This is a genomic window from Chelatococcus sp. KU-N122 (assembly GCF_055391085.1).
This window is the reverse complement of sequence record NZ_AP043981.1, coordinates 8,569,507-8,584,867: the sequence shown is the minus strand read 5'-3', so window position 1 is coordinate 8,584,867 and position 15,361 is coordinate 8,569,507. Positions and strand designations below refer to the sequence as shown.

The 15,361-nt window shown below is 69.2% G+C and carries 12 protein-coding genes; 1 reads left to right on the top strand and 11 read right to left on the bottom strand.

Annotated features, from left to right (window positions below):
- Positions 1-699 precede the first annotated feature (699 nt).
- From ACZ5PO_RS38615 to ACZ5PO_RS38600, 4 genes are all read right to left on the bottom strand, one after another.
- Positions 700-1,080 (bottom strand): DUF930 domain-containing protein, encoded by a 381-nt coding sequence (locus ACZ5PO_RS38615; protein ID WP_464188559.1) that lies wholly within the window; start codon positions 1,078-1,080, stop codon positions 700-702.
- A gap of 197 nt (positions 1,081-1,277) precedes the next feature.
- Complete coding sequence (locus ACZ5PO_RS38610; protein WP_464188557.1) at positions 1,278-2,129, bottom strand: fumarylacetoacetate hydrolase family protein; 852 nt, start codon at positions 2,127-2,129, stop codon at positions 1,278-1,280.
- 110 nt (positions 2,130-2,239) lie between these two features.
- Entirely contained in the window at positions 2,240-2,845 is a 606-nt protein-coding gene (locus ACZ5PO_RS38605; RefSeq protein WP_464188555.1) for a VOC family protein, read from the bottom strand.
- Positions 2,846-2,950: 105 nt separating this feature from the next.
- Positions 2,951-5,302 (bottom strand): transketolase, encoded by a 2,352-nt coding sequence (locus ACZ5PO_RS38600; RefSeq protein ID WP_464188553.1) that lies wholly within the window; start codon positions 5,300-5,302, stop codon positions 2,951-2,953.
- Between the two features lie 103 nt (positions 5,303-5,405).
- Here ACZ5PO_RS38600 and ACZ5PO_RS38595 point away from each other — a divergent pair, with 103 nt between their 5' ends.
- Positions 5,406-5,882, top strand: coding sequence for an Lrp/AsnC family transcriptional regulator (locus ACZ5PO_RS38595; RefSeq protein WP_464188551.1), 477 nt, complete (start codon positions 5,406-5,408; stop codon positions 5,880-5,882).
- Between the two features lie 69 nt (positions 5,883-5,951).
- On the opposite strand, the gene ACZ5PO_RS38590 is transcribed toward ACZ5PO_RS38595, so the two are convergent.
- The 7 genes from ACZ5PO_RS38590 to ACZ5PO_RS38560 form a co-directional block, all read right to left on the bottom strand.
- A complete protein-coding gene (locus ACZ5PO_RS38590) occupies positions 5,952-6,776 on the bottom strand; it encodes an ABC transporter permease (protein ID WP_464188549.1) in 825 nt (274 codons plus the stop codon).
- Positions 6,760-7,521, bottom strand: a complete 762-nt coding sequence (locus ACZ5PO_RS38585; RefSeq protein ID WP_464188547.1) for an ABC transporter ATP-binding protein — start codon at positions 7,519-7,521, stop codon at positions 6,760-6,762. The genes ACZ5PO_RS38590 and ACZ5PO_RS38585 overlap by 17 nt, the downstream gene beginning before the upstream one ends.
- A 10-nt stretch (positions 7,522-7,531) precedes the next feature.
- Positions 7,532-8,608, bottom strand: a complete 1,077-nt coding sequence (locus ACZ5PO_RS38580) for an ABC transporter substrate-binding protein (protein ID WP_464188545.1) — start codon at positions 8,606-8,608, stop codon at positions 7,532-7,534.
- A 197-nt stretch (positions 8,609-8,805) separates the two neighbouring features.
- Positions 8,806-10,458 carry a porin gene (locus ACZ5PO_RS38575; protein ID WP_464188542.1) on the bottom strand — a complete coding sequence of 551 codons (1,653 nt, stop codon included), beginning with the start codon at positions 10,456-10,458 and terminating at the stop codon, positions 8,806-8,808.
- A 262-nt stretch (positions 10,459-10,720) separates the two neighbouring features.
- Positions 10,721-11,323 (bottom strand): hypothetical protein, encoded by a 603-nt coding sequence (locus ACZ5PO_RS38570; protein ID WP_464188540.1) that lies wholly within the window; start codon positions 11,321-11,323, stop codon positions 10,721-10,723.
- A gap of 150 nt (positions 11,324-11,473) precedes the next feature.
- Positions 11,474-13,204: a hydantoinase B/oxoprolinase family protein gene (locus ACZ5PO_RS38565; RefSeq protein WP_464188538.1), complete on the bottom strand. Its 1,731-nt coding sequence runs from the start codon at positions 13,202-13,204 to the stop codon at positions 11,474-11,476.
- The gene (locus tag ACZ5PO_RS38560) at positions 13,201-15,255 is read right to left on the bottom strand and encodes a hydantoinase/oxoprolinase family protein (RefSeq protein ID WP_464188536.1); all 2,055 of its coding nucleotides are present in this window, start codon (positions 15,253-15,255) and stop codon (positions 13,201-13,203) included. Before ACZ5PO_RS38560 ends, ACZ5PO_RS38565 begins: the two co-directional genes overlap by 4 nt.
- Positions 15,256-15,361: the final 106 nt, after the last annotated feature.

The following is a 15,361-nucleotide window of genomic DNA, read 5'->3' as shown; positions in this document are numbered from 1 at the left end:
ATATGTCGCCAGCCCAGCTCACGCTTGGCCTCTGGCGCGGATCTATATTCCGCACGAGCCAAATCATTCGGCGAGAACAACTCACCGCCGAACAGATCTTCCGAAAGGTGATGGACGCAACCGGCCTGCGTTTACGCAGTGCAGTGGCCGACGCACGCCGCGTTGCCACGCGCGGCGTCAGCGAATCAGGCACTATGCCTGGCAACTGGCACGATGGTCCGCTCGGGCCGCGGTGTCCATTGCCCGGGCGACGATCGGTGCAGGTGCAGCGACATGGGCGCGTGCGATCCCGAGCGCAGGGGGGCGCGCATCTTTCCAGCATCAGACGCCCCGGAGGCCGGCGGCCGGGAAGAGGAGGGGGAGGCGTCGCGGTCGAAGGGACAAGACGTCAGCGTGCCCTCGGTAATGGCGAAGCCGGATCTTGCATCGCCTCGAGCAGAGGCTGTCGAGTTTGCGACGAGAATGGTAAATATTCTGTTAATATAGCAGTCTATAGCAGCTTTTGCCTCTGAATGCTGGGGCTGTGCGGGGGCAGGAACTACGGATCCGCCGCCGCACCGAGACGTCCACAAGCCCGGCCATATCGGACCGCCGCAGGCGGCGTGCGCACGAGAGCCGGGACGCACCGCCTAGTGTGGTGGATCTGAAGTTCCCGAACATGGATGCCATGTGGGGAGCAGGAACTTCAGATCCACCACACTAGGGCGGGACGAGCTCGTGTTCGACCCATTCGCTGCGCGGAACCGGTGCCCCCAGGGTGTGCCGAAACTCCACGATATCCAGCCCGTCGGGCGTCGTGGTGCAGACATAGGACAGGTGGTACCAGATGCCCTTGCTTCGGACCGCCGCGCCGCTCGCCGAGATGGTATGCTCGCGGATCTCGGGAGGGGCGTAGGCGTACGCGACGAGCTCGTCGGGACGCATGCCTTCATGGGTCCGGCCGACTTCACCTATCCCTCGGGCGTCGCAGCGCTGTTCGAGGCGCGTGGTGGGCTCGAGCCTCAACATCTGCCGGTCGTGCATCTGCTTGTGCCCGTCGGCTGCGCCGGCAGCCGATGCTCCAACCAGCGCAATGGTCAAAACGCCCAGTCTCATCATGCCCCTGTTCGGATGTCCCGGAACCGCGGGCTAGAGGTTGATTGGGGCAGCAGGGCGGCAGTCCCATGAGCCGGAGCGGCCGGATGGCCATGAGGGATCGGCACGGGCGGGGCTCGGGCCCGCCCCCGTCGTCGTTGGAGCGCCGCCGACGCGGACCCGGAAGGTGCGGTCGCCACGGCTCACGCACGGCGAAAGCGGTGCCGCATTCGGCCGATGCCCTCGATCGTGCTCACCAACTCGTCGGCCGCCGAGATGAACCGCTTCGGCGAGCGGGCCCAGCCGACGCCGCTCGGCGTGCCGGTGAAGATCAGGTCGCCCGGCAGCAGCCTCAGCACGGACGACAGGTGCGCCACGATGGCGGGGATCGAGAAGATCAGATCGCCCGTGCGCGAGTGCTGCATCACCTCGCCGGAGAGGGTGCAGGAGATGTCGAGATCGTCCGGGTCGGCGAATTCGTCGGGGGTGACCAGAACCGGGCCGATCGGGGCAAACCCTTCATAGGATTTGGCAAGGCTGAACTGCTGTGGCACGGGCGGCGCGATCTGCATGTCCCGTTCGGACAGATCCTGCCCTGCCGTCAGGCCGGCGATGTGCGACCAGGCCTCCTCCTTCGCCACGTGCCGCGCCTCCCGGCCGATCACGGCGACGAGCTCGACCTCCCAGTCGACCGAGCCGGCGGGCAGTTCGATGACGTTGAACGGTCCGGTGACGGCGCTGGGAAACTTGGTGAAGACCATCGGCGTCTTCGGCAGCTCCGCGCCGCTTTCCGCTGCGTGGGCGCGGTAGTTCAGCCCCACTGCGAAGACCTGCGGCGGACGTGGCACGGGCGGGCCGATCCGCTCGCCCTCCAGGTTCGGCGCCGGGGCCGTGGCTCCTTCGCGGTACGCGGTGGCCCAGGCGCGAAACTCCGCCCAGCGGTCATAGATCTTCTGGATGTCGGGCTCGAAGCGGCCCTTGCTGGCCTCGGCCACGTCGATCACGCCATCGGCAGTGATTATATTTATCCGGCTATCAATATTGGCGATGCGCATCGCTCGGCTCCCGCTAGAGCGCTCCGACCGAACCGGAGCTGCTGCTCTGTCTCTCTGTCCGGGCGCCGGGTTTCTCCAAGCGCCGGCACCTGCTGTTGGGACGCGCCGCTCTACCGCAGCTGCGGCAACGGATCGGGCACGAATGCCCCGGCCCGCACGCGCTGCCTGAGCTGCGAAAACGGCTCGCCGGCCCGGTGGGCAGCGAGGACCTGGGAGGGGTCGAAGAACACGCCGATGGGATTCTGCTGGAAATCGGCCGAGTGGCGCATGTAGTCCGTCGATCGGGCCCAATCGTCGAAATTGTCGACCTGTAGCTCGACACCGTTGCCGTCGGGGTCGAAGTAGTAGAGCGACGTGGTGAGCCCGTGGTCCAGGCAGAAGCCCGGCTCGATGCCATGCGTCTTCAGCCGGGCGAAGGTGGCCATCAGCTCGTCGAAGGAGGCGTATTCGAAGGCCGTGTGGTGCAGGCCGGTGTGCTGCTCCCGCCCCGGAGCGTCATGCAGCCCGGGCAGGGACAGCAGCGCCAGGCGGTGATTGGCGCCGTCGTTGGAAAGCCAGGCCGCCCCGTCATTGCGAAAATTGACCTCGGCTCCGACGACGAGACGATACCAGTCGATCATCTCGTCCAGGCGCGTGGTCTTCAGGTTGACGTGGTGCAGGCTCGGTCTGACGATCACCTCGGGCGAGGCCTCGCTGTCCGCGGCGTCGATCGGCATCTGGTCCTCCTCCCATGCAGCTTGTTGCGCTGCTTGCGTGCATTCGGCTCGATCTATGTAACCAACTAGTTGATCTATTTTCAAGCCCGGAGCGGCGGCCGCCGATCATGCCGTCAGCCGAAGGTGGCGGATCGGGCGGCCGGGAGCGATCGCTTCGGCAGCCGCGATGATGCCCTGGGCGTCGATGCCGTTGTGCCGGTAGAGGTCGCCGATGGTGCCGGTCTGGCCGAAGCGCTCGACCCCCAGCGCATTCACCCGGTGGCCGGCGACGGCGCCGAGCCAGGCGAGCGTGGCGGGGTGGCCGTCGAGCACCGTCACCAGGCCGCAGTGGCGCGGCAGGCCCTGCAACAATCTGTCGATGTGCGAGGGCACTGCCGCGCGCCCGTGGTGCTGCGCCGTCCAGCCCCGGTGCAATCGGCCCGGAGAGGTCACGGCGAGCAGGCCGACGTCGCGGCGGTCCTCGCTCATCAGGCCGACCGCCTCGATCGCCTCGGGGGTCACGGTTCCACAGCAGGCGACGACGATCTCGGCGTTGGGGCCCGGGCGCCGCAGCCAATAGGCGCCGGCCAGGATGTCCTCGGCCAGCTGAGCGTCCATGGCGCGGGCCGGCTGCTCGACCGTGCGCGTCGACAGCCGCAGATAGACCGAGCCGCCGTCGCCGTCGGTCTTCGGGTCGCGCTGCATATAGTCGAAGGCAAACCGCATGATGACGGCCAGCTCGTCGACGAACGCCGGCTCGAAGCCGAGGAGGCCGTCCTGCGACATGCCGATCAGCGGCGTGTTGATCGACTGGTGCGCGCCGCCTTCCGGCGCCAGGGTGACGCCCGAGGGCGTCGCCACCAGCAGGAAGCGGGCGTCCTGGTAGCAGGCGTAATTCAGCCCATCGAGGCAGCGGGCGATGAAAGGGTCGTACAGCGTGCCGATCGGCAGCAGCCGCTGGCCGAACAGGGTGTGCGACAGCCCCAGCGCGCCGAGCAGCGTCACCAGGTTCATCTCGGCGATGCCGAGCTCGATGTGCTGGCCGCGCGGCGAAAAGTCCCAGGTGTAGGTCGAGGGGATGCGCTCGCGCTTGAAGGTGTCGCTCTGGGCCTCGTGGGCGAACAGGCCGCGGCGGTTCACCCAGGGGCCGAGGTTGGTGGAGACGGTGACGTCGGCCGAAGTGGTCACGATCCGGTCCGCCAGCGGCGCGTCGCTGCGGGCGATCTCGTTCAGGATGAGGCCGAAACCCTGCTGGGTCGACATGGCGGCCTGGCGCGGCGCCGTCAACAGGTCCGGGACGGGGATGCGGTCGGCCGTCAGCCGCCGTGGCCCGCGGGCGTTGAACGGCACGCGCGCGAGGATCCGATCGAGCTCCGTCTCGCTCAGCGACAGTCCCTCGGCCCGGTCCCATTCATGGCCGGGCCGCACGCTCATCTGCGTGCGGAAGGTCTCCATCTGCGCCTGCGTCATCAGGCCGGCGTGGTTGTCCTTGTGCCCGGCCAGCGGCAGGCCGAAGCCCTTGATGGTGTAGGCCAGGAACACCGTCGGCTGGTCGTCGTCGATCGCCGCGAACGTGGCGAGCAGCGAGGGCAGGTCGTGGCCGCCCAGATTGGTCATCAGCGCGGCGAGCTCCGCGTCGCTGCGCCGCTCGATCAGCGCCGACACCGCGCCCTGGTCGGCGATGTCGTCCATCAGGCGCTTGCGCCAGGCGGCCCCGCCCTGGAACGTCAGCGCCGCGTAGAGCTGGTTGGGGCAGCCGTCGATCCAGGTGCGCAGCCGCTCGCCCCCCGGCTCGGCAAATGCCGCCTCCAGCAGGGCGCCGTACTTCAGCGTGACCACGCGCCAGCCGAAGGCGTGATAGACGGCCTCGAGCCGGGCGTAGAGCCCCTCGCGCACGACAGCATCGAGGCTCTGGCGGTTGTAGTCGATGATCCACCAGGTGTTGCGCAGGCCCTGCTTCCAGCCCTCGAGCAGGGCCTCGTAGATGTTGCCCTCGTCCATCTCGGCATCGCCCAGGAGGGCGATCATGCGTCCGTCGGCGCGATCGGAGGCCCAGCCGTGGGCCTTGACGTAGTCCTGGGCGAGGCTGGCGAACAGTGTCTGCGCCACGCCGAGCCCGACCGAGCCGGTGGAGAAGTCGACGTCGTCGGTGTCCTTGGTGCGCGACGGATACGACTGCGCGCCGCCGAAGCCGCGGAAGTTCTCGAGCTTTTCGCGGGTCTGGTTGCCCAGGAGATACTGGATGGCGTGGAACACCGGGCTCGCATGGGGCTTCACCGCCACCCGGTCCTCGGGGCGCAGCACGGCGAAATAGAGCGCCGTCATGATCGTCGCCAGCGACGCCGAGGAGGCCTGGTGCCCGCCGACCTTCAGCCCGTCTGGGTTCGGCCTCACGTGATTGGCATGGTGGATCGTCCAGGCGGAGATCCAGCGCACCTTCCGCTCGAGCTCGGCCAGTTCCGACAATTGTTCGCGCATCGCATCCTCCAGCGGCCAATCTAGCAAGTGGCGATCGGCAAGAGTTGCCAAACATGGCGAAGGCGGCGAATAGATTGGCAATTCTTTCCAATTATGGACCGATATGAGCCGCGCCGCACGTAAACTCGACAAGATCGATCGACACATCATCGCGCTGCTGCAGCGCGACGGCCGCATCCCCATCCAGAGCCTGGCGGAGCAGGTCGGGCTCACCACCTCGCCCTGCCTGCGGCGCGTCCGGATGCTGGAGGAGGCGGGCGTCATCCGCGGCTACGTCGCCATCGTCGATCAGGACGCGGTGGGCCTGCCGATCAGCGTCTTCGCCTCGGTCAGGCTCGAGCGGCAGCGCGAGGAGGAGCTCGACCGCTTCAACGCGGCGGTGGCGAAGTGGCCCGAGGTGGTCGAGTGCTACCTGATGACCGGGGTTCAGGATTATCTGCTGCGCATCGTGGTGGCGAGCCTCGAGGACTACGAGATGTTCCTCAAGACCAAGCTCACCCGGCTCGACGGCGTCGGCTCCATCCAGTCGAGCTTCGCCTTGGGCCAAGTCAAGTACACCAACGTCCTGCCGGTGGCGTGACGCGGACGTCAGGCCGGCTGGAGCATGTCTTGAACCTGCAGCGCCTCGTGATTGGGCGAGCCCGCTCGATCACGAGGCGCTCTCGCGCCGGCGCGGGCCGATGACGAGGGCCTCGACGAGCACGACGGCGTAGAACAGCGCGACGCCGAGGATCGACATCGCCACGATGCAGGAAAAGGCCATGACGGTGAGCAACTGGCTCGCCGCATATTGCGACAGGTAGCCGATGCCCTCCTGTCCGGCGATCATCTCGCCGACGATGACGCCGATGGTGGCGAGCGTGATGCCGAGCTTGAGGCCGGCGAAGATGCTGGGCAGGGCGGCCGGCAGCCGGATGTGCCAGAAGATGCGCAGGCGGTCGCCGCCCATGATCCGTCCGAGCTTGACCAGGTCCGGGTCGAGCTGCCGCAAGCCCAGCGTGGTGTTGATGACGATGGGGAAGATCGCCACGAGAACCGCCAGGATGATGTTGGTCTTCTGGCCGAAGCCGAACCAGATCAGGAACAGCGGCGCGATCGCGACCTTGGGTATGGAGTTGGTCACCACCAGCACCGGCATGAGCAGCTTGGCCAGCGGTTGCGAGAACGCGATGGCCAGCGCGACCGGGACGCCGATGAGGACGGAGAGGGCGAAGCCGATGGCGATCTCGCGCAGGGTGACGAGGCTGTGCGTCGCCAGCAGCGCGCGCTGCTGCACCATGTCGGCGGCGACGGCGGCCGGCGACGGCAGCAGCACCTCCGGGTAGTTGCCGATCGATACCAGCGCCTGCCAGCCGACGAGGACGATGGCAAAGCCGGCCCAGCTCCACAGGCTGCGGCGCGTCGGCAGCAGGCGGGGCAGGACGGGCTGCCTACGGCGGGCCGTCGACGGGGTCAGGTCAGACAACGACGTCATCATAGGCTCCCGCCTGGCGCAGCGCCGCGAACGCCCGATCGATGTAGGGCGTGAACACCGAGGCGCCGCGCGGCCATTCGCGGCGCGGCCGCGGGACATCGACGTCGATGCGGCCGGCAAGCCGCCCCGGCCGCGCCGACAGCACGAAGACCACGTCGCCCAGAAACACCGCCTCCTCCAGGCTGTGGGTGACGAAGATCACGGTCTTGCGCGCATTCGCCGTCACGCGTTCCAGGTCGATGGCGACCGTCTCGCGGGTGATCGCGTCGAGCGCCCCGAACGGCTCGTCCATCAGCAGCAATTCGGGCTCGTGGACGAGGGCCCGGCACAGCGCGACGCGCTGGCGCATGCCGCCCGAAAGCTGGTGGGGATAGGCGCCGAGGAAGGCGCCGAGGCCGACGCGATCGAGCAGATGCGCGGCGCGGTCCCGGTGCGGCCGCGCTGGCTCACCCCGCATGGTGAACTGGAAGAGGACGTTGTCGAGCGCGGTCTTCCAGTCGAGCAGCAGGTCCTTCTGGAACACCATGCCGGCCTGGCTGTTGGGCGCGTCGAGGGCCCTGCCGTTCACCTGGATCGTGCCGGATGTCGCCTGGTCCAGCCCGGCGATGAGCGCGAGCAGCGTGCTCTTGCCGCACCCGGATGGGCCGAGCAGGCTGACGAAGGTCCCCTTCGGCACGTCGAGGTTGATATCGTCCAGGACTTGCGTCGCGCCGAAGCGCTTGGTGACGTGGCTCAGGGATATCATCGGGGCGATCTCACTGCGGGCATTTGACCGTCGAGACCGGATCGGCGCCGTCGAAGAACTCGTTGGTGTAGAGCTCGTCCGCTTTGAGCGGGGAGCTGATCAGCCCCACCTTGCGGTAGAGCGCGATGGCCGTGTCCCAGGCCGCCGCCGACGGCTTGCCGACGACCGTCTGCCCCTCCGCGCATTGGTAGGGCATCCAGCGCTCGTAGTCGGGGATGGCGCGCTCCGCCTGGGCGCCGGGCACCGACTTGACGTACGGCTCGACCATGGCGGAGCGGTTGGCGTTGATTATGCCGGTGGCCGCATAGGTGGCCGTCAGGAACTTGCGGATCTGGTCCTTCTTGCGGGCGAGGGTTTCCGGCCGCACCACCCAGACGTAGAGCGGCTCCGGGTCGCCCACGTCGGCGAAGGGGATGTAGGCCGAGGGCCGCGCGGCCTCGACGCCCGAGTAGGCGAAGGGAATGACGGTGAGCACCGCGTCCGCCTGCCTGCCGACGTAGGCGTTGAGCATCGCGGCCGGCTGCGGAATGGTGACGTACTTGACCTTGTCGGGGTTGCCGCCCTGCGTGGCGATCAGCGCTCGCAGCAGCGCCTCGTAGCTGCCGGCCGGCAGGATGACGGTGTGCCCCTCCAGGTCGGTCAGCTTGCCGATGCCGGTGTCCTTGGCGGCGACCACCCCGAAGGCGTTGCGCCCGTACATGTTGCCGACCGCGACCAGCCGCTGCCCCTTGTCGGCGGTCAGGATCTGGTTGATGGCCAGCACGAAGCCGATGTCCGCCGTCCCGGCATTCACGGCGTTGACCGTGTCCTGCGACAGCCGGCCCGGCTGGATGGCGACGTCGAGGCCCGCCTTGGCATACAGGCCGGCGTCCTTGGCGACGAAGGGAGCCGCACCGGCCGGCGTCGCCAGCGAACCGAACTGCATCCTGAACGGCGCCAGCTCTTCGGCGCCCGCACCCGCCGGCGCCGCGGGCACGGCCGCCATCGCCAGGATGGCCAGCAGGCCCGCGCGCGTGTATTTCTTGGGCATGCGGCGGCGCGGCGCCTGCCGCGCCGGCTCGGACATATCCGTGCGAGCGTGAACCATCCGAGCGTCTCCCTCTGGCAATTGATCAACCATCCAGTTGGTTGTGACGGTAGCGTGCGGCGGCGATCACTGTCAATTCCGGCCCGGCGCGCCTCGGCACGCCGCAGTTCGCCACGGCCGCGAAAAGAGATCCGCCCCGGCGGCGGGGCGGGTCGAGTTTGGGAGGCCCCCGGGATCTCGAAGGGGCTTGCTCCGGTTCAGAAGGTGCGGTCGATGCGCAGCCGCGTCATCCAGTTGTCCTGGGAGCTCGTCGTCGCGCCGGTGGCCGCGCCGCCCTTGTTGTTGTCGTAGACGCGGCCGGCGACCTCGATGCGCTGGTAGAGAACCTCGACGCCGAGATCGAGGTCCTTGACCGGCGACCAGACGAGGTTGGCCAGGGCCTGCCATTCGTTCCAGTTCTTGAAGGCGGCGTTGTAGGCGCCGGCCGCCGCCGCCGCCGGCGTGATGAGGCCGGAGGCGTTGGCGTAGACGTTGCCGAGCGGCCCGGTCATGCGGGCGCTGCCGGGATTGGTCAGCTGGCCGTAGCTGAACACGAAGCCGGACCGCCATTGCGGCGCCCAGTAGTGCAGGAACGCCGCGGCCATGGACCAGGACGTGGTGAGCTTGATGTCGCCGCTGGTGGGGTCGACATAGCCCTCGAGCTTGTAGACGTTGAAGCTGGCGCCCGTACCGATGCCGCCCGCGGTCGGGGATTCGCGGCCGAGCGGGCTGTCGACGCCGGTGTAGGACATGGCGCCCTTGGCGTAGGCCACCTGCAGCCACAGCGCGTCGCCTGGGGCCAGGAACGGCAGGTTGAACTTGACGCCGCCCTGGACGGCGTAGCCCCACGCGGCATCGGAGCGCGGCGCCGCGCCGAGCCCGGCGACCTGGCTGGGCGTCAGGGCCACGCCGGCGCTGCTGTAGGCGGTGCCGGCGACGTACTGGCCGATGGAGACCTGGTGCACCGCCGCCGAGATCTGCGCCGAGCCCCAGGACTGGTCGACGCGCAGGTTGGCGACGAAATCGGGCACCTGCTGGCGCTGGGCGATGTCGACGAAGGCGGAGCCGACGCGCTGGCCGGCGGCGTTGACGAAGTAGACCGGCGTGCCGAAGGTGCAGCCGTTGACCCCGCTGTTGCAGATCGGATTGAGCGTCGTCGTCAGGCCCGCGCTCGCCTGGAAGCCGGTGTTGGGCACGCCCGTCAGCGTTTCCGAGAACAGCGGCGTGCGGCGGAACGACGGATCCTCCGCCGCCACCGTGGCGCTGAAGCCGTTGCCGAACTGGGCCGTGTAGGCGAGCAGGTTGGTCGACGATACGTTCGAGGTGATCGAGTTGTTGGAGAGCTCGATGTCGGTGACGTAGAAGTCGTAGAACGACGAGGCGCGGCCGGCGGTCAGGCCGGCGAACTGGATGAAGGCCTTGTCGGGCTCGACCCACTTGTAGGCGCGATTGTAGGTGTCGATGCCGGTGGCGTTGAAGGCGACGGGGCCGAAATTGCGGATGGTCGCCGAGGCGCCGTAGTAGGCGCCCGTGCGGCTGGCGATGTCGAAGCGCACGAAGGTGCGCAGCGTGCCCCAGGCAGTCGCGGTGCGCGCATCGATCTGGATGCGCCCGGCGCCGACGAAGGCCGAGCGGTCGCCGCCGTTCAGCGTGGGGTGCTGGGTGAAGATGTACTGGAACTGCGCCCGTCCGCCGATCTTGATGCAGGTATCGGTGCCCGGAATGTAGAAGAAGCCGACGCCGTGCGTGGCGCAGACCTTGACGTATTCGACCGACGCCGCCTTGGTCGTCGGCAGATCGGCGGCGTGCGCGCTCGCCCCGACCGACAGGGCCGCCGCTGACCCGAGCAGCAGGCGCTTTGATAGTCTCATTGTAACCCCCCTCTCGCTTTTCGCATGACCGGCCGCCCCGCCGCCGGCGGTTGAGTGCGCGTCCGTGTTGGTCCTGGCCGATGTGCCGGGGCGATGTGGTGCCGTCCTCGGCGGGCAGCTTCAGTATGTGCCGGTCAGGATTCGACCGCCGTGTTGTCTCACGGTCGAATTATTTTTGACTATGACCACGATTTGCTTTGTCATTTTATTTCATAGCGCGTGTTGCGCTTTTGATACGCAAATACTGCTTCGACAATTATTATCACCCGCCGATCTGGAACGTCCGGCGATCGACGATCTGCTCCAGCGGCATGCCGGCGTTCAGGCAGCGGCGCAGCGTCGTATAGGGCACGCCGCACGTCTGCGCCCATTCGCGCAGGGACATGGTCTGTCCCATGGCGCTCAGCAGCTTCGGCCGCCGGCCCGGGCGGGCCCGGTCCGCCCAGCGGCAGTTCTGCGGGCGATAGCCCGTGTGGAGATCGATCAGCTCGAGGGTGGCGGAGGGGCTGGGCTTGCGCCCTACGGCCTCCAGAAACGCGCCGAACGAGCGCTGCCATTCGGGGCAGATGGTGATGCCTGCGCCGCCGTAGTTGCGGAAGCCGCGATAGTTGGGGTCGCCACACCGGCGCTTGATGAGGCACCAGGTGCGGTATTCCGGGCTCGCGTGCATGCCGTGGCATTCGCGTCCGCGGTTGAGGCCCTCCAACCGGGCGCAGCCGCAGGAGCGCGAGTGCCCCGACCGCAGCGCCCATTGGTAGACCGTCGCGTCACGGCCGCAGTCACACCGGCACTGCCATCGCCGCTTGCCATGCGCCCGCGGCGCCGCCGCGATGACGGTGAGCTTGGCAAAGCGCTCGCCGATCACGGCGGCGTCCGCGGGCCGTCGCGCCGGGCGCCTGCGCCACCAGGGACCATGCGAGCCTCCCCTCTGCATTTATCAACCATCTAGTTGGTTGTAATGACGCTAACGTGGCGCCCTGGCGGCTGTCAATTCCGCCATCGTCACCGCTGCTGCTCAGCGCGGCGGGTCGGCGTCGCGCCCGGAAACCGCCATGCTGCTGTAGTGGCCGAGGGCGGCCGCGCGGCTGATGTAGCCGGCCTCGATATCGGCGCTGATGGCGCGGGGATCGCGCTCTGTCGGATGGCCGAAGCCGCCGCCGCCGCCGGAATAGACCTCCAGCCGGTCGTCGGTGTCGAGGGCGATCACCCCGCGGCTGACCTCGACCGGCGGCTGTCCGGCGCGGATCAGCAGCGTCAGGGGCGAGGCCCCGTCATGGCCGCCGAACAGGCCCCACGGCGGCGTGCGACGGCGGTCCTGCGCCACGGCCACCTGGCAGGGCGCCTTGGCCACGAACACCTTGACCACGCCGAGCCCGCCGCGGTGCTTGCCGGCGCCGCCGGAATCGGGCCGCAGCGCATAGGTTTCGATGCGCAGGGGATAGAGCAGCTCCTGCGCCTCCACCGGCACGTCCAGGGTATCGCCGTGCACCATGGTCTTGAACGGTCCGCCGCCGTCCCGGTCGGACGTCGCGCCCCAGCCGCCGAGCGTCGTGTCGAGGTTCTGGTAGAGCTCTCCGGTGTGCGGATCGGTGCCGATGAAGAGGTGGACCCCGAAGGCGCCGTGATGGCCGGCCGCCACCCGGTCGGGGAGCGCCTGCGCCAGCGCCCGCTGGATGGTGTCGACCACGGTCGGCAGCGGCAGGCTGTAGTGGTTCATCGGCGCGGTGGCGCCGGCGCTGACGAAGGTGCCGTCGCGGACCTTGACCTTGAGCGGACGGAAGGCGCCCTCGTTGGCCGGTTCGTACGGCTCCACCAGGTACTTGAAGGCGATGCGGGCGCTCGCCACCGCGCCGCCCTCCCGGCCGGAGTTGATCGGCCCCGTCACCTGGTCGTCGCAGCCCGACAGGTCGATCTCCATGGCGTCGCCGGCGATGCGCACGACGGCCGCCACCCGCACCGGCACCTCGCCGTCGGCGCCGTTGTTGTCGAGCTGGGCTTCGGCGCGATACTCGCCGTCCGGGATGGCCCGGATGGCGGCGCGGGACGCGGCCTCGGCGCGGTCCCACATGCGCGCGACGGCAGCCCGCGCGGTCGCCAGGCCATACTTGTCCACCACGTCGGCGACCAGGGCGGCGCCCTTGAGGCAGCCGGCGAGCTGGGCCTCGAAGTCTCCCATGAGCTCCCGCGGGAAGCGGGTGTTGCTCTCGATCGTGCGGTAGACGCCGCGGTCGGGCGTGCCGGCGCGCCAGAGCTTCAGCCCTCGGTACTGCACGCCCTCCTGGAAGATGTCCCTGGCGAACGGGCCGGTGGCGCCCGTCCCGCCCACGTCCAGCCAATGCACGAGCACGGCCATGAAGCCGAACAGGTCGGTCTGTCCGGGCCCGACGAACACCGGCGCATACATCACGACGTTGTTGAGATGCTGGCCGAGCGTGCCGGCGTGGTTGGTGAGGACGACGTCGCCGGGCGCAAAGCCGTCGGCGCCGTACATGGCAAGCCCGTCGGCGACGGCGACGCCGAGCGCGTTGGCGACGAATATGGGCAGCGCGCCCTGCGACTGCGACAGCAGCCGCCCGGCGTGGTCGACCACCCCCACCGCATAGTCCTTGTACTCGTAGACCAGCGGGCTGTAGGCGGTGCGTACGATGTTGGCGTCGATCTGGCCGGGGATGGCCGTCAACGCATGCCGGAAGATCTCGGCGGTGATGGGGTCGAGCGACGGTTCCGACGGGCTGGCTGTGGTCACGGTTGAACCTCGATGATGAGCTCGCCCAGCCGGCCGACCTCGAGCCGATCGTGCGGGCCGATGATGGTCGACGAGCCGTATTCCTCCACCACCAGGGGGCCCTCGTGGCGGTCGCCGGCGGCGAGCGCGTCTCGCGCGACGACGCGCGTGCTCAGGCGGCGCTGCGCCTGCTTGAAGAAGACCTCGCGCCTCCGGTCCTCGCCCGTGGGCCGTGATGCCCGCGTCGGCGCGATCGACGTGGGCGTCAGCTCGCCGATCGGACGGGCGACGGCGACGCCGAGCGCCACGAACTCCAACGGCGCGTCGGCATCGGCGTGGCCGAAGCGGGCGCGATAGGCGGCGGTGAAGGCGTCGCGCACCGCGGCCGGGGTCGCCGCGGCGCCGATCGGCGCCTTCAGCGCGTGCCGCTGGCCCTTGAAGCGCATCTCGGCGTAGCGCTCCGCCAAGGGCGGGGGCGCGTCGGCGGCGGCCTCCGGCAGCCGGCCCGCGGCCGACGCCTCCATCTCGGCAAAGGCCGCCAGCATCGCCGGCATCGTGGGCTCCACCAAGGGCTGCAGGAAGGTGCGGCTGTCGTCGATGCGGGCCTCGGCGAGCAGCATGCCCACGGCGGAAAAGACGCCGGGGTGGGGCGGTACGATGACCCGCGGAATGCCGATCTGCCGGGCCAGGTCCACGCCATGGACGGGGCCGCCGCCGCCGAAGACGAAGAGGGAGAAGTCGCGCGGATCGAGGCCGCGCTCGGTGGTGATCTTGGCGATGGCGCTGCTCATGGTCAGCGCGGCGATGTCGAGGATGCCCTGCGCCACGTGGTCGAGCCGGTCCGCGCCATAGCCGAGCGGCGCGGCCACGCGGCCGGCGAGCGCGGCCTCCGCCGCGGCGCGGTCGAGGCTGATCTCGCCGTTCAGGAACGACGTCTCGCCGATGCGTCCCAGCACCACGTTGGCATCGGTGATCGTCGGCTCCTGCCCGCCCAGGCCGTAGCAGGCCGGGCCCGGCGTGGATCCGGCGCTCATCGGCCCCACCGTCAGCCGCTGCTGGCCGTCGACCTTGGCGATCGAGCCGCCGCCGGCGCCCACCTCGACGATGTCGATGACCGCGCCGCGGACCGGAAAGCCATGCTCCACACCGCCGACGTAATAGGGGTTGCGCGTCTCGAAGCCGCCGTTCTCGATCAGGGCGCACTTGGCCGTGGTGCCGCCCATGTCGAAGGCGATCACCTTGGCCAGGCCCAGGCTGCGGGCGTAGGCGGCGGCGCCGATGCAGCCGCCGACCGGGCCCGATTCCACCAGTTGCACCGGTTTGCGTCGCGCCTCGTCGAGCGAGAACACCCCGCCGTTGGAGGCCATGAGATAGACGGAGCGGGTGAACCCGGCCGGCCGCAGCGTCGCCTCCATCCGGTCCAGGAAGCGGTCCAGGGCGGGGCCGACATAGGCGTTCGCGGCGGCAGTCGAGGCCCGTTCGTACTCGTACCATTCCCGGGTCAGGTCGGTCCCGGTGGTCACGAAAGCGCCCGGCAGGCGCTCGCGCAGAATGGCCGCGGCGGCCCGCTCGTGGGCGGCATTGAGGTAGGCGTTGACGAACGACACGGCGACCGCCTCCACGCCGTCCGCCGCGAGCTGGTCGGCGATTGCCTCCACCTCGGCCGGATCGAGCGGGCGCACGACCTCGCCGGCGGCGTCGATCCGTTCGCCCACCTCGTGGCGCCGCTCGCGCGGCACCAGCACGGGATCACGGGCGTAGCGCACGTCGAAGGGGAAGGCCCGGTTGCCGCGCCGGATCTCCAGCGTGTCGCGGAAGCCGCTGGTGCAGAGCATCGCCGTGCGGGCGCCGCGGCGTTGCAGGAAGGCGTTGATGACGAGGGTCGTGCCGAACTTCAGCGAATCGGCGCGCGCCGGGTCCACGTCGGCGCGGGCGATGCACTCCATCAGCCCGCGCATGGGGGCGTCGTAGGTGGTGAGGGCCTTGGCGACGCGCAGCGTGGTGCCGTCGGCGGCGAGCGTCACGAGGTCGGTGAAGGTGCCGCCGGTGTCGGCGGCGATCGGCCTCAGCATCCATGTCTCCCCGATGAAGCGATCAATCCGGAATCAATCAACTTGTTGGTTGACAAGAGGCTAGGGGACGGGCACTGCCGGTGTCAAGGCTTCCCTCGGCCGGCGC

Coding starts and splice junctions, on each gene's coding strand:
- ACZ5PO_RS38585 (WP_464188547.1), bottom strand. CDS start 7,521: ATGATATCCCTGAGCCACGTCACCAAGCGCTTCGGCGCGACGCAAGTC.
- ACZ5PO_RS38600 (WP_464188553.1), bottom strand. CDS start 5,302: ATGCGCGAACAATTGTCGGAACTGGCCGAGCTCGAGCGGAAGGTGCGC.
- ACZ5PO_RS38605 (WP_464188555.1), bottom strand. CDS start 2,845: ATGCCGATCGACGCCGCGGACAGCGAGGCCTCGCCCGAGGTGATCGTC.
- ACZ5PO_RS38610 (WP_464188557.1), bottom strand. CDS start 2,129: ATGCGCATCGCCAATATTGATAGCCGGATAAATATAATCACTGCCGAT.
- ACZ5PO_RS38590 (WP_464188549.1), bottom strand. CDS start 6,776: ATGACGTCGTTGTCTGACCTGACCCCGTCGACGGCCCGCCGTAGGCAG.
- ACZ5PO_RS38575 (WP_464188542.1), bottom strand. CDS start 10,458: ATGAGACTATCAAAGCGCCTGCTGCTCGGGTCAGCGGCGGCCCTGTCG.
- ACZ5PO_RS38595 (WP_464188551.1), top strand. CDS start 5,406: ATGAGCCGCGCCGCACGTAAACTCGACAAGATCGATCGACACATCATC.
- ACZ5PO_RS38560 (WP_464188536.1), bottom strand. CDS start 15,255: ATGCTGAGGCCGATCGCCGCCGACACCGGCGGCACCTTCACCGACCTC.
- ACZ5PO_RS38580 (WP_464188545.1), bottom strand. CDS start 8,608: ATGGTTCACGCTCGCACGGATATGTCCGAGCCGGCGCGGCAGGCGCCG.